Genomic DNA, 18,123 nt, shown 5'->3' on the forward strand with positions numbered 1-18,123 from the left:
CCGGACGCGGCACCCTCCCGGCGCGGCGGCCGCGCGGCCCGGGACGGATCCGCGAGGGTGGTGCGATGAGCAATCTTGACGACTACGGCGGCGGGCAGCGCCCGTCCGACAGTGTGCTGGTGGTCACCACCAACGACGTCCCGGGGCACCGGGTCGACCAGGTCATCGGCGAGGTGTTCGGGCTGACGGTGCGCAGCCGGCACCTCGGCTCGCAGATCGGCGCGGGCCTGAAGTCGCTCGTGGGCGGTGAGCTCAAGGGCCTGACCAAGACCCTGGTGGAGAGCCGCAACCAGGCGATGGAACGGCTGGTCGAACAGGCCAAGGCCCGGGGCGCGAACGCCGTCCTGATGATGCGTTTCGACGTCACGGAGGCGGCCGACCTGGGCACCGAGATCTGTGCCTACGGCACGGCCGCGGTGATCTCCCAGACCGGCTGAACCCGCCGGGCCGGGTGCCGGCGGGGGCGTGAGTCCCCGCCGGCACCCGGTCCGCTGTCGGGGGCGCCGTTCAGGCCGCCGCGGGGGCGCCGAACCAGGTGGTGAGCGCCTCGGACAGGCCGTCCGCCGTGCCGTCGGCGAGGTCGCTCGCCCAGACCACGAAGCCGTCCGGGCGCACCAGCAGCGCGGCCGTCCCTGGCCGGCCGGGGCAGGACGCCGTGACCGTCCGGACGCGGTCGGCGTAGCCCTCGACGTCCGGCGCCTGCGGCGACAGCCGCAGCAACAGGCCGCCACCGGTGTGGAAGTGGTCGGCCAGCCGGCTGCCGTCGGCGAGGAACAGCTCGGGTGCGGCGGACCCGACCAGCGGGTGGCCGTCGGCCGGGCCGATCCGCTGGAGCACCCCGGAGAGTTTGCGCGCCATGTGGGTGCTGCCGTCCGTCCCGGCCAGCAGGTCGGCGACGACCGACCGCAGGGCCCGCTCGTAGGGGCGCGGGCGCATCAGCGCGACCTGGGCCCTGGTCCAGTCGAGGACCTGTGCGGCGACCGGGCGGCGCTCGGCGGTGTAGCTGTCGAGCAGCCCGTCGGGGGCGGTGCCGCGCACCACGGCGGCCAGCTTCCAGCCGAGGTTGGCGGCGTCGCCGAGGCCGAGGTTGAGCCCCTGGCCGCCGAACGGCGAGTGGACGTGGGCGGCGTCCCCGGCGAGCAGCACCCGGCCGCGCCGGTAGTCCTCGGCGAGGCGCGCGTTGTCGGTGAAGCGGGTCGCCGAACGCACGGCCGTCACGGTCACGTCCTCGCCGGTCACCCGGCGCAGCGCGGCGGTCAGTTCCTCGGCCGTGATCGGGGCGTCCCGGTCGGCGGGCGGGCCGTCGAACTGCACGGTGAGGATCCGGCCGGGCATCGGTCCGTTGACGAACACCCCGGTGTCGGTGGCCTGCCAGCCGCGGCCGAGCTTCTCCCCGCCCTCCAGGTCGACCATCGCCTGGTGGCCGGTGATCTCCGGGTCCGTGCCGGGGAAGGCGAAGCCGGCGAGCTTGCGGACGGTACTGCGGCCGCCGTCGGCGCCGACCAGCCAGCCGGTCCGCAGCTCGTCCCCGCCGGCGAGCCGGACGGTGACGCCCTCCTCGTCCTGCTCGAAGCCGGTGACGGTGACGCCGCGCCGGACCTCCACGCCGAGTTCGGCCGCCCATGCCGCGAGCATCGCCTCGACGGCCTGTTGGGAGACCGCGAGCACCTCGCCGGCCGGGCCGAGGTCGGCGAGGGCCGGGTCGTCGGTGTCGATCCGGGTGCCGTCGATGGTGATCCCGCCGAAGTGCGCGGCGAACCGCGGCAGCCGGGTGGCACCGCCTCCGTCCCCGCCGCCCTGCTGACGGATGAACTCCCTCACCTGGGCGAGTAGTTGTTCCTGGGCGGCCTGCAACTGCGGGAGCAGTCCGCGCCGGTCCAGCGCCCGGGCGCTGGCGACGTTGACGGAGCCGGCCTTGACGGTCGGGTCCGGCGCGGCCAGCCGTTCCACGATCAGCGGGTGGGCGCCCGCCAGTTTGAGTTCGCATCCGAGGAGCAGCCCGACCGGACCCGCCCCCACGACGACCACATCAGTGTCCATGTCCATGGGAAAAGAATGTACCCGGTAAAAGTTTTGGTTCGCTACACTTTCCCGCATGGACCTCGACGACCTCCCGCTGCGCGAGCGCAAGAAGCAGCAGACCCGCCAGCGCATCTCGGCCGTCGCCACCGCGCTCTTCGTCGCCCGCGGCTTCGACGAGGTCCCGGTGGCCGAGGTCGCCGAGGCCGCCGAGGTCTCGAAGATGACGGTGTTCAACTACTTCCCCCGCAAGGAGGAGCTCTTCCTGGACCGCGTCCCGGAGGCACTCACCCTGCTCGACCGCACCGTCGGCGACCGGCCCGCGGGCCAGGACGTGCTGCCCGCCCTGCGCGATCTGATGCTCCGCCTCGCCGAACAGGACCACCCCTTCGCGGCCATCGGCGCCCGGCACCCCGCCTTCTGGCGCACCGTGCTCGCCTCCCCCGCCCTGCGCGCCTACGCCCGCGAGTCGGTGGAGGCCCTGGAGGAGCACCTCGCCGGCCTGCTGCTCGCCGAGGGCCGGGACGAGCCGACGGCCCGCTTCACCGCCGCCCTCGCCGTCACCGCGCTGCGCACCGTCTTCACCGGCAACGCCCGCCGCCTGCTGGCCGGCGACCCCGCCGAGGCGGTCGCCGCCGACCACCCCGGCTTCACCCGACGCACCTTCGGCGCGGTCGAACGGGCCCTCGCCGCCTTCACCGCCCCTTCTTCGTGACCGCCTCCCGCCAGATCAGCCCGAGGATGCTCGGCCGCACGTCGGTGGTGATCACCGCCATCGCCCTGCGGACGTACCGGTCGTCCCGGAGCTGGGCCAGCATCGCGGCCGCCAGGTCCGCACGGGCCGTGAACAGTCCGTCGGCCCGGTCCTCGGCGACCCGGTAACCCGTCGGCGCCGGGTGGTCGAACAGCCCGGACGGCCGGACGATCGTCCAGTCCACACCGCTCGCCCGGACCACGGCCTCCATCCGCCGCATGTCCTCGTGCAGGGTGCGGCCCAGCCGCCGGTTCACCAGCGGATCCATCACGTGGTTGAAGAAGAACTCGCCGCTCGGCCGCCACAGCGGGTCGGTGACGCTGGAACTGACCGCAACCAGCCGACGCACACCGTGCCGCTCCATCGCCGCGAGGATGTTGGCCACACCCTGCGAGTACACCGTGACCGGCGCCGGGCCGAACGGCACCCCCAGCACCGACAGCACGGCGTCGTGACCGGCGACCGCCGCGTCCACCGCCGCCGGATCGGCGACGTCCGCACCCACCACGGCCACCCCCGCCCGCGGGGCGACACCCTCCGGACGGCGGGTCACCGCCGTCACCTCGTGCCCCTCCGCGAGCGCCTGCTCGACCACCTGACGACCCGTCGGGCCACTGGCCCCGAAAACCACCACTCGCATCCGTCGACTCCCCGTCCGGGACCGGACGTTCCGGCCCGCCGGCCTTGACACTGCGCGCCGGCACGGGGGAGGTTCAACGGCGATGAATAAGTTACGAGGACGCCCGCCCGGCAATCCACCCACCCGCGCCCGCATCACCGAGGCCGCCAGAGCCATGTTCCTGGCCCGCGGCTACCGGGGCACCACCCTCAGAGCGGTGGCGGCGGAGGTCGGCGTCGACCAGGCCGTGGTCAGCTACCACTTCGGCTCCAAGAAGGGGCTTTTCGGCGAGGTGATGCAGCTCCAGTGCGCACACTCGTTCGCGCTGGCGGCAGCCCTGGAGGGCCCGCCCGACGGGCTCCCGGCCCGACTGCTGAAGGCCGTCACGGACCTCTGGGACGACCCCGAGTTCCAGCAGATGTCCGGCCGGGACGGGGACGTCATGGAGGTCCTCCGGGAGTACCTCGAAGGCGAGGTGCTCGGCCGGATCGCTGAATATCTCGGCGGCCCCGAGGCGACCGAACGCGCCACCGCCGTGGTCACCGTGATCGGCGGCCTCATCTTCACCCGCTACCTCAACCCGCTGCCCACCAGCGCCCGCCTGGCCACCGCCGACGTCCACCGCATCCTCGCCCCCACCCTGCACGCCGCGCTCCACGGCCGCACCCGCCGGACGGCGCCCCGACAACGGGTTTCGGTCGCCTGAGTTGTGACAGCCGGAACCGGCACAACCGCGAAACCCCTGGTCGGGGCGGGGACGGCCCGATGAGGCGTCACATTCGGCCACGAACCGCTCACGCGCGGTAGTAGCGTGAGCGGGGAGGGCCGATCGCCCGGATCCGCCCGGCTGGGGGTGCTGCGCTGTGGGAAACCGTCGACCGGCAAGGCCGCACGGGGCGTTGGCCCCGAAAGCGTTCATGTGGCTGCTCACCGACCTGCGGACCTCCGCGGGCGTGACGGCCAGCGCGCTCGCCCGGCAGGTGCCGTGCCACCCGTCCTTCATCTCCCGCCTGGAGAGCGGCGACCGGGTGCCCCAACGCGACTTCGCCGAGAGATGCGACGCCGTCCTCGGCACGGGCGGCCGGCTGGCCCGCGCCTGGGACGAGGTCGCCTGGTACGCGGAGGTCGAACACCCGGACTGGTTCCGGCGGTACGCGGAGATGGAGGCGGAGGCGGTCCATCTGCGCCAGTACCAGGTAAGCCTGGTGGCGGGACTGTTGCAGACACCGGCGTACGCCGAGGTACTCTTCCGCGCCCACAACGAGACGGCCGACGACACCCAGATCGCCGAGTTCGTGGCGGCCAGGATGAGTCGACAGCACCGCTTTCTCGACGGGCCGGACGCGCCGACACTCTCGATGATCCTCGACGAGGCTGCCATCCGACGCGAGGTGGGTGGGGCCGACGTGATGGCCAATCAGCTCGACCACCTGCTGTCCGTGGCTGAACGGCCCAACATCACCCTGCAGGTAGCCCCGTTCACCTTGGGCGAGCGCACCCGTTCCGGCACGATGTTCACGCTCGTCACACTGCCCGACGGAGCTCGGTGGATCTACTCGGAGAGCATCGCGGGGGGCCACTTCGTCAACGATCCGGACCAACTCTCAAGGCGCACACAGGTCTATGATCGGCTCAGCGCCGACGCGCTCTCGACCGGCGAGTCGGTCCAGTTGATCCGCCACGCCATGGAAGGACTGACGAACATGAGCCGGAAGCCCACCGACCTGTCCGCCGCGAAGTGGTCCAAGAGCAGCCACAGCGACGGCAACGGCGGAGACTGCGTCGAAGCCGCCCTCAACCTCGCCGCCACCGGAATCGTCCCGGTCCGCGACTCCAAGAACCCCGACGGCCCCGCCCTGGTCTTCCCGACCACCGCCTGGGCCGACTTCGTCCGAGCCGCCGCCAGCGGCGAGTTCGGCGCGATCTGATGGAGCGTCGGGACGGCTCGGTGAGCTGCTCACACTCTGCTCACCTGGCCGCATCTACGCTGTCGACACCCGCGCGCCCCCTGCCCCGGGCGGGGGGCGATGCGGCTGGATGAACCACGAACTTCACTGCACAGCAAGGAGACGATCTGTCGTGCAGATCAACGCCATACGCAAGCGCGTCATCACGGCCCTCTCGGCAACGGCCGTGGCGTGCTCGGCACTTGTCACCGTCGCCGCTCCCGCCGGAGCGGTCCAGGGCGGCCAGCCGGCCCGGGCGGCGGACTACCCCTGGGCCGTGGCGGTCACTCCCGCGGTGATCCCGTTCGCCTTCTGCGGCGGCACGTTGATCGCCCCGAACAAGGTCCTCACCGCGGGGCACTGTGTGGACGCCTTCATGAACGTGCCGGGGCTGATGCAGGTGATCTCCGGTCGCGACAAGATGGTGTCCCTGTCGGGCACCAGGACCAGCGTCACCCACATCTGGCGCGACCCGGGCTACGCCACCTTCACCTACAACGGTGAGACCGGCTACCGCAACGACATCGCCGTCCTGACCCTCAAGTCGCCGATCAACGCGCCGACCCTGCCGATCGCCGGGCCGGACCGGGGTGACCTCTACCAGCCCGGCCGGAGCGCCCGGATCCTGGGCTGGGGCACCACGTCCTCCAGCGCCATCGACGGCGGCGTCCTGCGCACCGCGACCACCCAGGTGGTCGCCGACTCCTCGTGCGCGAGCACCACCTCGTACGGCACCGCGTACGACGCCCACCAGTACACCTGCGCGGGCGACTTCACCCACGGCGGCGTCGACACCTGCGAGTTCGACAGCGGTGCGCCGCTGGTGGTCGACGGGGTCCTCGCCGGGGTCACCTCGTGGGGCGTCGGCTGCGGCAAGCCGGGCTATCCCGGTCTCTACACCCGGGTCAGCGACTTCTCCTCGAAGATCACGGCCCAGCTCGGCACCGGCTGACCCGGCGAGGAGTGGGGCTGCCGCGCCGGGCGGGTGTAAGCACGCCCATACTGCCCGCATGGCACTCCACTCCCCCCGCAGGGCCGCCGCCCCGCTCGCGACGGCCCTGCTCGTCCTGCTGACGGGCTGCACCTCCGGCGCGACCGCGTCGGGCGACCAGGAGGGGACGACCTCGGCCGCCGTCGGCTCCCTCACCGTGAAGAGCGTCCGGGCCCATCTGGAGCTGACCGACGGCACGTTCCTGGCGCAGCCCTCCGGGGCGGCCGAGCTGACGGTGACCGTCCGCAACGAGGGGTCGGTGCCCGAGCACCTGGCGCAGGTGAGCACGGCGGCCGACGGGCAGTCGACGTTCCGGGCCGGGAAGGGGCCGGAGAACCTGCTCTCCAGCGCGGGCGTGCTGATCCGGCCGGGCGAGAGCGTCACCTTCGGCGGGGACGGCCCGCGGATCCTGTTCCCCGCGCCCGCCACACCTCCCGCCACCGCCGGCGGCGGCCCCTCGGTCGACACCATCATGATCTTCGCGGTCGCCGGCCTGGTGCACCTTCCCGCCAAGGCCCCCGCGTAGGGCAGGTCGCGAGCGGCGGCCACCGATCAGGGGTGGTAGAGCTCGCTGATGCTGGTGATCACGTTCTTGGCGTCCGCCTTGATCACGTACTGGTTGCCGTAACAGGCGTACGGCGCGGCCACCGCCGACGGCTTCTTCAGGCAGTTGTCCATGTGCTCCATGAAGGTGTTCAGGTCGACCGGCTTGCCCGTCGAGCCGACCAGCAGCGTGGTCTTCACGTCGTTGCTGAAGGTGTAGACGGCGGGCGTGCCGTAGCCCTCGAAGTAGCCGTCGTCCGGGACGTCGGGGCCGCAGACGACCTTGGTCGCCTTGGCCCGCATCCAGACGCTGGTGAGGTAGCCGTTCTCGGTGGCCTCGACCACGTGGCCGACGCTGGAGGCCTGCGCCGTGCAGTCCGCCTTCGGCGTCGCGGCGCCCGACTTGGCGGGGCTCGGCTTGGCGCTGCCCGGCTTGGCGCTCGCGGTGGGCTGGGCCGACGGCGTGGCGGAGCCGGTGGCGGCCGCGGCGGTGGCGGTGGCGGGCGCGGACGACGCGGCGGTGGCGGGCCCGGAGGTGTCGTCCGGGTCGCAGGCGGTGAGTGCGAGCGCGGCGACGGCGACGGCTGCGGCAGCGAACAGACGGCTGGCCTTCATGGTGGTCCCCCCAAGGATCAGTACCCGGACGACCGGCCCGTGAACGGCCGGTCACCCACCTCCACGAACCTGACCGAGCATCAGTTGCCGCGGTTGCACGCCTGTGACAAGGCTGAGCCGATCCACGGTCATCCCGCCCCCGCCGCCGGGCCGTGGACCCGACCGGGGCGGGCACAGGATGTCGGGTCCGGCAGGGTGGGGGCTTCCTAGGGTGAGGAAACGCAAGGGAAGGAGAACCGGGGTGCTGGAGCGGCTGAACCTGGCCATGGAGCACATCGAGGCCCACCTCGACCAGCAGATCGAGGTGGCCGAGCTGGCCCGGATCGCGGTGACGTCGGAGTACCACTTCCGGCGGCTGTTCTCCGCGCTGGCGGGCATCCCGCTGTCGGAGTACGTCCGCCGCCGGCGGCTCACCGTCGCGGGCGCCGAGGTGCTGGCCGGGGAGCACACGCTGCTGGAGGTCGCGGTGCGGTACGGCTACACCTCGGGCGAGGCCTTCGCACGGGCGTTCCGGGCCGTGCACGGCGTGGGCCCGGGCGAGGCCCGGCGGACCGGCGCGGCCCTGCGGTCCCAGCCCCGGATGTCCTTCCGCCTCATCGTCGAAGGGAGTAGCAGCATGCAGTACCGAGTGGTGACGAAGGACGCGTTCCGCGTGGTGGGGAAGCGGGCCCGGGTGCCGCTCGTCCACGAGGGGGTGAACCCGGCGATCGCCGCGTTCATCAGGGGCATCGACCAGGAGACGGTGCGGCGGATCGCGAGCCTGTCGGACCAGCAGCCGGAGGGGATCGTCTCGGTCAGCGACGACCTGGACGACAGCCGCGCCGAGGGCACCGAACTGGACTACTACCACGCCGTGGTGACCGCCGCCGAGCCGCCGGAGGACCTGGACTCGCTCGCCGTGCCGGCCGGCGACTGGGCGGTGTTCGAGAGCAGCGGGCCGTTCCCGCAGACGCTCCAGCACCTGTGGCGGGACGTGTTCACCCAGTGGTTCCCGTCCAACCCGTACCGCAGCAGGCCGGGCCCGGAGATCCTGCGCGTGCGGCTGTCCGAGGACGGTGCGCAGGCGGAGGCGGCGCTGTGGATCCCGGTGGAGCGGACCGCGCGCTGAGCACCCCGGACCGGCCGGGAACAGTCACGCCGACACCGATGTTTCACCGGCGTGACTGTTTACCGTGCAACCAGTGAGCCGTCGCCGGTCGACGTGGTGGTGATCGGCGCCGGCCAGGCCGGCCTGTCCGCCGCCTACCACCTGCGGCGCCGCGGCCTCGCCCCGTACGACGGCTTCGTGGTGCTGGACGCCGACCCGGCGCCCGGCGGCGCCTGGGCGCACCGCGCGCCCTCGCTGCGGATGGCCACCGTGCACGGCTTCCACGACCTGCCCGACTTCGAGCTGCCCGCACCGGACCCGACCGCCCCGGCCCGCGAGGTGGTCCCCGGCTACTTCGCGGCGTACGAGGCGAAGCACGCGCTGCCGGTGGTGCGGCCGGTCCGGGTCCGGGCGGTGCGCCCGCTGCCGGACGGCCGGCTGCTGGTCGAGTCGGACGCCGGCCGGTGGTCGGCCCGGGCGCTGATCAACGCGACCGGCACCTGGAGCCGGCCCTTCCTCCCGCACTACCCCGGGCACTTCGCCGGGCGGCAGCTGCACTACGCCGAGTACCGCGGCCCGGAGGAGTTCGCCGGGCAGCGGGTCGTGGTGGTCGGCGGCGGCGCGTCCGCGGTGCAGGTGCTGTCGGAGGTGGCCGCCGTCGCCGAGACGGTCTGGGTCACCCGGCGGCCGCCGGTCTACCACGACGGGCCGTTCACCGAGGAGTTCGGCCGGTCCGTGGTCGCGCAGGTCGAGGAACGCGTCCGGCAGGGGCTGCCGGTGCGCAGCGTGGTGAGCGTGACCGGGCTCGGCCCGTCCGTGGCGTACCGGCGGGCGCAGGAGCTGGGCGCGCTGGAGCGGCGCCCGATGTTCGACCGGCTGACCGAGCACGGTGTGGCCTGGGGCGGGCACGAGGAGCAGGTGGACGCCGTCGTCTGGGCCACCGGCTTCCGTCCGGAGATCACCCACCTGGCGCCGCTCGGCCTACGCGGGCCCGGCGGCGGCATCCGGATGGAGGGCACCCGGGCCGCCGCCGACCCCCGGATCCACCTGGTCGGCTACGGCCCGTCGGCGAGCACCGTCGGGGCCAACCGGGCCGGACGGGCGGCCGTCAACGAGATCGTCCACCTCCTCGGCGAGCCGGCGCTGGCGGTGCACTGACCGTCCGTCAGTCGCGCAGCCCGACCAGGACGGCCTTCGCGAACTCCAGCGCGCCGCGGTCCAGCAACGCCTGGGTGCCGGCGGCCCCGGGCCCGGCCCGGAGGTCCAGGTCGAGCAGGAGGTTGCCGTCCCGGACGGCGAGCACGCTGGTCAGCCGCCCGGGCACCCGCGTCCCGCCGAGCCGGTAGGCCTCCGCCCCGAGCCCGCCGACCCGGGGTGGGGCCGGCGCGCCCGTCATCACGGACGCCCGCCCGAGGAAGGCGAACCGGGCGTGCGCGGTCGGCGCGTCGAGGTGGTACGAGACGGCCACGGACACGCCACCGCCGCGGAACGGGTAGCCCGGCCCGGCCCGGAACTCCACCCGGCACAGCTGGGTCAGCACCCCGGAGGCGTCCGTCACCGGCCGGTCCTCGGACGTGCCGACCGGGCCCAGCAGGGAGGCCGGCCCGCCCAGCGGCAGCCGGGCGCAGAGCCCGCCCCGCAGCAGGTACTGCGGTGGCTCGGCGGCCGCGTCCCGTCCGCCGACGCCGACCAGCAGCAGCGCCAGGACGGCGGCGGCGCGCCCGAGCGTCCGGCGGCTCATCCGGTCCCCCTCCGGTAGGTCGCCGGCCCCGGCCCGCCCGCGCCGCCGGCACTTCGCGTTGCCCCCAGAGAACTTCCTCGCCCGCGACCGCGTCAATCCTGCCCGGCGTCGACCATCCGGTGCATCACCGCTGCCGGCAACGCCGGGTTGCGTACCGCGGCGTCGGCGGTGTCCCGGTCCAGCAGCAGCCGAACCAGCTCCGGGGCCGGCAGGCGGGGGTTCATGGCCGCCCGGTACCGCACCGAGGAGCCCGGGTCGTCGAGCAGCCGGACCGCCGAGGCGGCCGACAGTCTCGGGTCGGCGGCGGCCCGCAGCCGGACCTCGTCCGCCGCGTCCCGGCTGAGGAGTTCGACCAGGTCGGCGGTCGACTCGGGGTCGTCCAGGGCCAGTTGCCGCAGCCGCGGGTTCGGGTCGTCCGCGTACCGCAGGAGGCCACGGCGCGGGAAGTTCGGGTGGCCGTGCGGCCGGTCGGGGATCGAGAAGCTTCCGGTCCACCACTGCCAGACCTCCAGCAGCAGCTCGGCCGGCGCGTCGTCACAGGACTCGGCCAGGAAGAGGCGCACGACCCGGTCCTCGTCCCGGGCCAGCAGTTCCACCACGTCCGGCGGCAGGTTCCGGGCCCGGGCCGCGCCGCGCCGCAGCTGCGGATGGGCGGAGGCGGCGCACCGCCGCATGGCCTCCGGGTCGTGGTGCAGGGCGAGGACCCAGGGCAGGTCGCGGCGGCCCCGCCCGTCGGCGAAGTCGTACCGGACGGACGCCCGTTGCCGCTCGGTGAGTTCGGGCCGCACGGACACCTCGAAGCGGACGTCGGCGTCCTCGTCCTCGGCCAGGGCGGCGACCAGGTCCCGGTCCAGGTGCGGGTTGCGTGCCAGCGCGCGACGCAGAGACGGGTCGTGGTGTGCGGCGAGGTGTTCGGCGAGCTCGCGGTCGAGCCGGCAGGACTCCGCCGCCGCACCGCCGGGTTCGGTGCGGCGGTATGTCTCGCGGTCCATCGGGTGCTGCCGGTGGTGTCGGACCAGCATCGCGGCGCGGCCCGCACCCGTGAGCCCGGCCACCGGAAGGGCGGGCATCCCCGGGAGGCGGACGGCCTCGGAGCGGACGAGGGGGGACGGGTCCGCGGCGAGCCGCCGGTAGCCGTGGGAGGTCAGTTCGGCACCTCGGTCCGCGGCGAGCGTGACGAGCAGGCCGCGACGCCGGGGTTCGGGCTCCGCGAGTACCAGCCTGGTCCACTGCTCGGCGGTCAGCTCCTGCGCCGCCTCGGCCAGGGCGCCTCTCACCTGCCACTGCGGGTGGTCGACGGCGGCGTCGAGCACGCGGGGCGGCAGGTCCGGGCGCCGGAGGAACCACCAGGTCAGGCCCAGCAGCCGGATCAGGAGCTCCTCGGGTGCGGCCCGGTTGAAGCCGAGGTGGTCGAGCCAGGCCCGACGCAGCTCCGGGGCCGGCCCGGAGGGCTCGAAGAGCGGCTCCCAGGCGTCTGCCGAGCCGTCAGGGCGCATCGCGGGCCTCGTCCCCGGTCGGCGGTCTGCGGGCGATCAGGACGGCCTGCGGGGTGAGCTCGGTGAAGTCGCCGTGGTCGTCGGGCTCGCGCAGCAGGCGGGCGCGGACGGGCAGGCCGGCCCGGTGCAGCAGTTCGGCGACGCGCTCCGGCCGGCGGCGGTGGAAGTCCAGCGTGACCGGGTGGCCGAGGGCCTCGTCGAGGTGTCGGGGCTCGTCGCCGACCTGGAAGGCGAGCAGGACGTGCCCGCCCGGCGCCAGCACGCGGTGGAACTCGGCGAGGACGTCCGGCAGTTGCCCGTCCGGGACGTGGACGGTCGAGTACCAGGCGATCAGTCCGCCCAGGGAGGCGTCCGGGAGGTCGAGGGCGAGCATTGAGCCGACCTCGAACCGCAGGCCGGGGTGGGCGTCGCGGGCGACGGCCACCATGCCCGGCGAGAGGTCGATGCCGAACACGGGCAGGCCGAGGCCGTGCAGGTGGGCGGTGACGCGCCCGGTGCCGCAGCCGATGTCGGCCACCGGGCCGGTGCCCGCCGCCAGTTCGGCGAAGGCGGCGAGCGCGGCCCGCTCGAACGGCTTGGCCGCCAGTTCGTCGCGGAACCGGTCGGCGTACGCGGCGGCGACGGCGTCGTAGGAGGCGCGGGTGGTGCGGACGAAGTCCGGTTCGGTCATGCCCGGGTGTCGGGATCCGAGGGCCCGCGCCGGTCCGCGACGTGGACGACGTGCAGTTCGGTGCCGTCGCGGTGGCGCTTGGCGCGTCCGTACAGCCCGACGGCGAGGTCCGACCGGTCATCGGGCTCGCCGGGCGCGACGTAGGTGAGGACGTCCGGATGGTGGCCGGTGACCACCCAGCCGTCGGCGTCCTTGGCCTCGATCACCCCGAAGTCGCCCGCCGAGGAGCCGGCGTGCACCGGGCCGAACTCCCCCAGGATCCCGGCGGCCTGGGCGGCGAGGTCGCCCTCGGGTTCGGGGAGCACGACGCAGGTGCCGTGCTCGAACAGCACCCATGACTTGGAGGGGTCGACGAGGAGGCGCTGCCAGGCGTCGACGAGAGTCTCGGTATCCACGGTGGTCATCATGCCGCAGGACTCCGACACCCGTGCCGGGCCGGTCGGCCGCGCAGGGCCGGTCGGCCAGGCAGGGCCCCTCAGCCGCGCAGGGCGGTGAACGAGGCCCGGGCGAACTCGTCCATCTCGTCGAGGACGGTCCCGGTGGCCTTGTCGTCTGGGGTCCCGCTGAAGGAGACCAGGAAGGTCACGGTCATCTCGACGTTGCTGTCACGGGTGACCAGCTCGAACATCGGGTCGCGGTCCGTGCCGGCCGTGTTGCGGAACCGGAAGGCCTCCCGGCCGACCCGCTTCACCTCGGTGACCTTGCCGTCCACGGCGTACTTGGGCTGGTTCTCGGTGCGGTCGAAGGTGTGCAGCTTGCGGGCGAGCGCGGTGTCCGGGAGGAAGATCACGTCGACCGTGGTGACGGTGTGCTGATACGGCGAGGCGCCCTGCGGGCTGAAGGAGGCGACGCACTTCGCCGCGGGGGCTCCGCCCGCGCTGCGATGGGACGGCTCGTCGGTGCCGAACGGCTCCCCCAGCGGGTCGACCAGCTGCTTGAACGGCAGGACGCCGCAGATGTCGTCCTTGGCGCGGTAGTCGCCGGGGCCGTCCTTCTCGGGCGCCGGGTCGGAGCCGCAGCCTGCCGCCAGCAGCACGGCGAACAGGGCGGCCCCGCACCGGGCCAGGTGGTTGCGCATCCGGGTCTCCCTCGGGTCGGAACGAGATCGATCAACTCAACCACAGTCGTGTACATATGAGCTGATGATTGTTCCGATCCGCGAGAGAGAGCCGGCCGGCTCAGCGGTCGTAGTCCACCGTGACCCGGTCCGACACCGGACGGGCCTGGCAGGTCAGCACGTAGCCGGCCGCCAACTCCTTCTCCTCCAGCGCGAAGTTGCGCCGCAGGTCCACCTCGCCGTCCACCACCAGAGCACGGCAGGTGCCGCAGACACCGCCCTTGCAGGCGAACGGCAGGTCGGGCCGGGAGCGCTGGGCGCCGTCCAGCAGCGAGCGGTCGCGGGGCAGGGAGAGGGTCGAGGAGCGACCGTCCAGGACCAGCGTGACCTCGCTCAACTCGCCGTCCGGGACGGCCTCCACCCGCTCGGTGACCGGCTCGTCCTCGGCGTGGAAGAGCTCCTGGTGCACCCGCTCCGCGGGGACCCCGAGCTCGGCCAGCAGCTCCTTGGTACCGACCACCATCCCGTACGGGCCGCAGAGCCAGAAGTGGCCGACGGCGGGCAGGTCGACCAGCGCGCCGAGCAGCGCCCCGACCCGGTCGGCGTCCAGACGGCCGCTCAGCAGCTCGGCGTCCCGGCTCTCCCGGGACAGCACGTGCAGCAGCTGGAACCGGCCCAGGTGGCGGTCCTTCAGGTCGGCGAGCTCGTCGGCGAACATCACGGTGTCGCTGCGGCGGTTGCCGTAGAGCAGCGTGACCCGGGAGTCCGGGTGGGCCTCCAGCACGGAACCCGCGATGGACAGCATCGGGGTGATGCCGGAGCCGGCCGCGATCAGCACGTGCTCGGCGGGCTCGGCCAGGTCGGGGCTGAACAGCCCGGTGGGCGGCAGCACCTCGACCGGCTCACCGACCCGCGCCCGGTGCACCAGCCAGTGCGAGAACAGCCCGCCCGGCACCTCCCGCACGGCGATCCGCAGCGGGCCGCCGACCGGTGAGCAGAGCGAGTACGAGCGGCGCTCGTCGGCGCCGTCGACCATCCGGCGCAGGGTGAGGGTCTGGCCCGGGCGGAAGGCGAAGTCCTCGGCGAGACCGTCCGGCACCTCGAAGGTGACCGCGACCGCGTCCTCGCAGAGCCGTTCCAGGGCCGCGATCCGCAGCTGGTGGAACGTCGGTCGGCGGACGGCCATTCAGATCTCCTTGATCCTGTCGAAGGGCTCCCGGCAGTCGCGGCAGCGCCAGAGCGCCTTGCACGCGGTGGAACCGAACCGGGACAGCTCCTCGGTGTCGGCGGAGCCGCAGTTGGGGCAGGTGACGGCGGCCCGCCGGGTGGGGCCGAGCCGCAGCAGGCCGGGGCCGGCGGCCGCGGTGTGCGGCGGGGCGATGCCCGCCTCGGCGAGCTTGCGGCGGCCGTCCTCGGTGATCAGGTCGGTGGACCACGGCGGGTCGAGCCGCAACCGGACCCGGACGTCGGTGTAACCCGCCGCGCGCAGCCGGCCGTCCACGTCGGCGGCCATCTCCGCGACCGCCGGGCAGCCGGAGTAGGTCGGGGTGATCCAGGCGGTGACCGTGTCGCCGTCCTGCTCGACCCCGGCCAGGATGCCCAGGTCGGCGAGGGTGAGCATGGGCAGCTCCGGGTCGGGGACGCCGGCCGCCACCTCCCAGGCGCGGGTCGCGGTGGTCACCACGTCGCCCCCGGGTGGGCCCGGGCCAGCACCTGGAACTCGGCCAGCAGCGGCCCGAGCGCCTCGGTGTGCACGCCGTCCCGCCCGGCCCGGCCGCCGACCCGGGCCAGCGGCGGCGTGGTGGGCACGGTCAGGCAGGCCTCGCCGATCACGGCGGCCAGGCTCGCCAGCACGCCCTCGCGCAGCGCCGAGGGGTCGACGCCGAGCCGCAGCTCGGCCTCGTGCGGGGTGAACAGCTCGTCCAGCAGCGGCCAGACGGCGTCCAGCCCGGCCTGCATCCGGGCGGCGGAGTGCGCGGTGCCGTCGCCGAGCCGCAGCGTCCAGGACGCCGCGTACTCCTGGTGGTACGCGAGCTCCTTGGCACCGCGGGCCGCGACGGCCGCCAGCACCGGGTCCGTGTGGCCGGCCAGCCGCAGGTAGAGCGCGTGCCGGGCGGTGGAGAAGAGCAGCAGCCGGGCGACCGAGTACGCGAAGTCGCCGTTCGGCGCCTCGACCAGCCGGACGTTGCGGAACTCGTGCTCCTCGCGCCAGTAGGCGAGGTCGTCCTCGGTGCGGTTGCTGCCGTCCGCCTGGCCGGCCCGGGTGAGCAGGTGACGGGCCTGGCCGAGCAGGTCGAGACCGAGGTTGGCGAGGGCCACCTCCTCCTCCAGCTCGGGGGCCCGGGTGCACCACTCGATCAGCCGCTGGGCGAGGACCAGGGCGTCGTCACCCAGCATCAGGCAGTACGCGGCGAGGTCGGCGCCGTCCACTCCGGGCGGCACGGCGGTGTCCACGCCGAGCAGCGGGTCGGCGAAGCCGGTGCCGTACGCCCAGCGGGCCTCGCCCTCCGGGTCCGCGGAGGCCTCGGAGAGGTGCAGGTAGACGTGGTCGTCGTCGGTCATGGTCTGCGGTCCCCCGTCAGATGTGCGGGACATCCTCGGGGATGTCGTAGAAGGTCGGGTGGCGGTAGACCTTGTCGCCGCTGGGCGCGAAGAACGGGTCCTGCTCGTCGGGCGTGGAGGCGGTGATCGCGGCGGAGGGCACCACCCAGAGGCTGACGCCCTCGTTGCGGCGGGTGTAGAGGTCGCGGGCGTTCAGCAGCGCCATCCGGTCGTCGGGCGCGTGCAGCGATCCGACGTGCACGTGGTTGAGGCCGCGCCGGGGGCGCACGAACACCTCGTAGAGCGGCCAGCCGGCCCTGGTCTCAGTCACGATCGGCTCCACGTTCGGCTCTCCGCTTCTCCGCGTACGCCAGGGCCGCTTCACGGACCCAGGCGCCGTCCTCGTGGGCGGCCCGGCGGCGCTCGACGCGCTGCTCGTTGCACGGGCCCTGCCCCTTGATCACCTGCTTGAGCTCCGACCAGTCCGGCTCGCCGAAGTCCCAGCTGCCGCGCCCCTCGTTCCAGCGGAGCGCCGGGTCGGGGAGGGTGACGCCGAGGTGCTCGGCCTGCGGCACGGTCATGTCGACGAACCGCTGGCGCAGCTCGTCGTTGGTGTGCCGCTTGATCCGCCAGGCCATCGACTGGGCGGTGTTCGGCGAGTCGCCGTCCGGCGGGCCGAACATCATCAGCGACGGCCACCACCAGCGGTCCACCGCGTCCTGCACCATCCGGCGCTGCGCCTCGGTGCCGCGCATCAGCGACATCAGCAGCTCGTAGCCCTGCCGCTGGTGGAAGGACTCCTCCTTGCAGATCCGCACCATCGCCCGGGCGTACGGACCGTACGAGCAGCGGCACAGCGGCACCTGGTTGCAGATCGCCGCGCCGTCCACCAGCCACCCGATCACGCCGACGTCGGCGAAGGTCAGGGTGGGGTAGTTGAAGATCGAGGAGTACTTCTGCCGGCCCGCGATCAGCTTCTCGGTGAGCTCCGCGCGGTCGACGCCGAGGGTCTCCGCGGCCGCGTAGAGGTAGAGGCCGTGGCCGGCCTCGTCCTGCGCCTTGGCCAGCAGGATCGCCTTGCGGCGCAGCGAGGGGGCCCGGGTGAGCCAGTTCCCCTCCGGCTGCATGCCGATGATCTCCGAGTGGGCGTGCTGCGCGATCTGCCGGACGAGCGTCGCCCGGTAGGCGTCCGGCATCCAGTCCCGGGGCTCGATCCGCTGCTCGGCGGCGATCACCTCGTCGAAGTGCGCTTCCAGACCCGGCTCTGCCAGGCCCGTCGCCTCTGTCGCCGTCATTGCACCCGCCTCCCGACTGACCGTTCGGTCGGTTCCATTGTGGACGCCGGTGCCGCACCTTGACAAGGCGGTCCGGGAAGGCGGTCCGGGGGGCGGTCCGCAAGGCGGTACGGAAAGGGGCGGGACGCGGTACGGGAAGGGGTCGGGAGGCGGCCTCTGGCCGGAGTGCGCCGGCCGTACGAGCCGGTGCCGCGCAACCGCGGTTCGTCACCGCGGCGTCACCATCACCGTCACGATCACGATCACGATCACCGCAACCGTCACCAGAGCGGGAGTTCCATGACCGACCACGACACCGCCAGCCTCGTCGCCATGATCATCGCCGCCGTCACGGTCCTCACACCACTGGCCGGCGCCGTGGTGGCCGCCGTGTTCATCCGGCGCAGGGGCCTCAACGCCCGTCTGGCGACGGCCGGTTGCCTGGTCATGGCCCCGGGGCCGCTCATGTTCACCCTCGGCACGGCCTTCGGCCTCGACGGTTTCCTCCGCGACCTCGGCCCCTACATGGCCGTCAACGCCCTCTCGGCACTCAGCATGTCCTTCCACCTGGTCGGACTCGGACTGGTGGTCGCCGGAGCACTGGTCCCGCCCAGGCCTCCCGCGGGCATCCCGCTCGCACCGCTGCCGGACGCCGCGACGGGGTACGCAGGCTGGCCCGCGACGGACGACGGCACCGCGTCCTGACCGGCGGGGTCGCCGGTACTGCGGGGCTGGAGGGATTGCCGGGGTTGCCGAGGCCGGCGAGGCCG

Annotated in this window: 22 protein-coding genes; 9 read left to right on the forward strand and 13 right to left on the reverse strand. The window is 73.6% G+C overall.

Features of this window, described 5'->3' with window-relative positions; translation table 11 throughout:
* The first annotated feature begins 65 nt into the window (after positions 1 to 65).
* Positions 66 to 437 (forward strand): YbjQ family protein, encoded by a 372-nt coding sequence (locus tag ACIOFR_RS05345; protein ID WP_400992618.1) that lies wholly within the window; start codon positions 66 to 68, stop codon positions 435 to 437.
* A 70-nt stretch (positions 438 to 507) separates the two neighbouring features.
* Here ACIOFR_RS05345 and ACIOFR_RS05350 read toward each other — a convergent pair whose 3' ends face one another.
* Complete coding sequence (locus ACIOFR_RS05350; RefSeq protein WP_400992620.1) at positions 508 to 2,046, reverse strand: FAD-dependent monooxygenase; 1,539 nt, start codon at positions 2,044 to 2,046, stop codon at positions 508 to 510.
* Between the two features lie 49 nt (positions 2,047 to 2,095).
* On the opposite strand from ACIOFR_RS05350, the gene ACIOFR_RS05355 reads away from it, so the two are divergent.
* Complete coding sequence (locus tag ACIOFR_RS05355; protein ID WP_400992622.1) at positions 2,096 to 2,734, forward strand: TetR/AcrR family transcriptional regulator; 639 nt, start codon at positions 2,096 to 2,098, stop codon at positions 2,732 to 2,734.
* On the opposite strand, the gene ACIOFR_RS05360 is transcribed toward ACIOFR_RS05355, so the two are convergent.
* Positions 2,715 to 3,413 carry an NAD(P)-dependent oxidoreductase gene (locus ACIOFR_RS05360; RefSeq protein WP_400992624.1) on the reverse strand — a complete coding sequence of 233 codons (699 nt, stop codon included), beginning with the start codon at positions 3,411 to 3,413 and terminating at the stop codon, positions 2,715 to 2,717. The genes ACIOFR_RS05355 and ACIOFR_RS05360 overlap by 20 nt on opposite strands.
* A gap of 82 nt (positions 3,414 to 3,495) precedes the next feature.
* Here ACIOFR_RS05360 and ACIOFR_RS05365 point away from each other — a divergent pair, with 82 nt between their 5' ends.
* The 4 genes from ACIOFR_RS05365 to ACIOFR_RS05380 all read left to right on the forward strand — a co-directional run bounded on the left by ACIOFR_RS05365 (position 3,496) and on the right by ACIOFR_RS05380 (position 6,855).
* Positions 3,496 to 4,098: a TetR/AcrR family transcriptional regulator gene (locus ACIOFR_RS05365; protein WP_400992626.1), complete on the forward strand. Its 603-nt coding sequence runs from the start codon at positions 3,496 to 3,498 to the stop codon at positions 4,096 to 4,098.
* A gap of 211 nt (positions 4,099 to 4,309) precedes the next feature.
* The gene (locus tag ACIOFR_RS05370) at positions 4,310 to 5,320 is read left to right on the forward strand and encodes a Scr1 family TA system antitoxin-like transcriptional regulator (protein ID WP_400992627.1); all 1,011 of its coding nucleotides are present in this window, start codon (positions 4,310 to 4,312) and stop codon (positions 5,318 to 5,320) included.
* A gap of 151 nt (positions 5,321 to 5,471) precedes the next feature.
* Positions 5,472 to 6,290 (forward strand): S1 family peptidase, encoded by an 819-nt coding sequence (locus ACIOFR_RS05375; protein ID WP_400992628.1) that lies wholly within the window; start codon positions 5,472 to 5,474, stop codon positions 6,288 to 6,290.
* A 58-nt stretch (positions 6,291 to 6,348) separates the two neighbouring features.
* Complete coding sequence (locus ACIOFR_RS05380; protein WP_400992629.1) at positions 6,349 to 6,855, forward strand: hypothetical protein; 507 nt, start codon at positions 6,349 to 6,351, stop codon at positions 6,853 to 6,855.
* 26 nt (positions 6,856 to 6,881) lie between these two features.
* On the opposite strand, the gene ACIOFR_RS05385 is transcribed toward ACIOFR_RS05380, so the two are convergent.
* Positions 6,882 to 7,487: a hypothetical protein gene (locus ACIOFR_RS05385; protein ID WP_400992631.1), complete on the reverse strand. Its 606-nt coding sequence runs from the start codon at positions 7,485 to 7,487 to the stop codon at positions 6,882 to 6,884.
* Positions 7,488 to 7,728: 241 nt separating this feature from the next.
* On the opposite strand from ACIOFR_RS05385, the gene ACIOFR_RS05390 reads away from it, so the two are divergent.
* Positions 7,729 to 8,595 carry a GyrI-like domain-containing protein gene (locus ACIOFR_RS05390; protein WP_400992633.1) on the forward strand — a complete coding sequence of 289 codons (867 nt, stop codon included), beginning with the start codon at positions 7,729 to 7,731 and terminating at the stop codon, positions 8,593 to 8,595.
* 51 nt (positions 8,596 to 8,646) lie between these two features.
* Positions 8,647 to 9,732, forward strand: a complete 1,086-nt coding sequence (locus ACIOFR_RS05395; protein WP_400992635.1) for an FAD-dependent oxidoreductase — start codon at positions 8,647 to 8,649, stop codon at positions 9,730 to 9,732.
* A 7-nt stretch (positions 9,733 to 9,739) separates the two neighbouring features.
* Here ACIOFR_RS05395 and ACIOFR_RS05400 read toward each other — a convergent pair whose 3' ends face one another.
* The 10 genes from ACIOFR_RS05400 to paaA all read right to left on the reverse strand — a co-directional run bounded on the left by ACIOFR_RS05400 (position 9,740) and on the right by paaA (position 17,374).
* A complete protein-coding gene (locus ACIOFR_RS05400; protein ID WP_400992637.1) occupies positions 9,740 to 10,315 on the reverse strand; it encodes a hypothetical protein in 576 nt (191 codons plus the stop codon).
* A gap of 92 nt (positions 10,316 to 10,407) precedes the next feature.
* A complete protein-coding gene (locus ACIOFR_RS05405; RefSeq protein WP_400992639.1) occupies positions 10,408 to 11,811 on the reverse strand; it encodes a PE-PGRS family protein in 1,404 nt (467 codons plus the stop codon).
* Positions 11,801 to 12,481 carry a class I SAM-dependent methyltransferase gene (locus tag ACIOFR_RS05410; RefSeq protein WP_400992641.1) on the reverse strand — a complete coding sequence of 227 codons (681 nt, stop codon included), beginning with the start codon at positions 12,479 to 12,481 and terminating at the stop codon, positions 11,801 to 11,803. Before ACIOFR_RS05410 ends, ACIOFR_RS05405 begins: the two co-directional genes overlap by 11 nt.
* Positions 12,478 to 12,885, reverse strand: a complete 408-nt coding sequence (locus tag ACIOFR_RS05415; protein ID WP_400992642.1) for a hypothetical protein — start codon at positions 12,883 to 12,885, stop codon at positions 12,478 to 12,480. Before ACIOFR_RS05415 ends, ACIOFR_RS05410 begins: the two co-directional genes overlap by 4 nt.
* Before the next feature lie 71 nt (positions 12,886 to 12,956).
* Positions 12,957 to 13,559 carry a hypothetical protein gene (locus tag ACIOFR_RS05420; protein ID WP_400992644.1) on the reverse strand — a complete coding sequence of 201 codons (603 nt, stop codon included), beginning with the start codon at positions 13,557 to 13,559 and terminating at the stop codon, positions 12,957 to 12,959.
* A 100-nt stretch (positions 13,560 to 13,659) separates the two neighbouring features.
* A complete protein-coding gene (paaE, locus tag ACIOFR_RS05425) occupies positions 13,660 to 14,724 on the reverse strand; it encodes a 1,2-phenylacetyl-CoA epoxidase subunit PaaE (protein WP_400992645.1) in 1,065 nt (354 codons plus the stop codon).
* Entirely contained in the window at positions 14,725 to 15,222 is a 498-nt protein-coding gene (gene paaD / locus ACIOFR_RS05430; protein ID WP_400992647.1) for a 1,2-phenylacetyl-CoA epoxidase subunit PaaD, read from the reverse strand.
* Entirely contained in the window at positions 15,216 to 16,100 is an 885-nt protein-coding gene (gene paaC, locus ACIOFR_RS05435; RefSeq protein WP_400992649.1) for a 1,2-phenylacetyl-CoA epoxidase subunit PaaC, read from the reverse strand. Before paaC ends, paaD begins: the two co-directional genes overlap by 7 nt.
* A gap of 16 nt (positions 16,101 to 16,116) precedes the next feature.
* Complete coding sequence (gene paaB, locus ACIOFR_RS05440; RefSeq protein WP_400992651.1) at positions 16,117 to 16,410, reverse strand: 1,2-phenylacetyl-CoA epoxidase subunit PaaB; 294 nt, start codon at positions 16,408 to 16,410, stop codon at positions 16,117 to 16,119.
* A complete protein-coding gene (gene paaA / locus ACIOFR_RS05445; protein ID WP_400992653.1) occupies positions 16,403 to 17,374 on the reverse strand; it encodes a 1,2-phenylacetyl-CoA epoxidase subunit PaaA in 972 nt (323 codons plus the stop codon). The genes paaB and paaA overlap by 8 nt, the downstream gene beginning before the upstream one ends.
* Positions 17,375 to 17,653: 279 nt before the next feature.
* On the opposite strand from paaA, the gene ACIOFR_RS05450 reads away from it, so the two are divergent.
* Complete coding sequence (locus ACIOFR_RS05450; protein ID WP_400992655.1) at positions 17,654 to 18,058, forward strand: hypothetical protein; 405 nt, start codon at positions 17,654 to 17,656, stop codon at positions 18,056 to 18,058.
* Positions 18,059 to 18,123: the final 65 nt, after the last annotated feature.

This window comes from Kitasatospora sp. NPDC088346, assembly GCF_044740765.1.
Lineage (GTDB): Bacteria > Actinomycetota > Actinomycetes > Streptomycetales > Streptomycetaceae > Kitasatospora.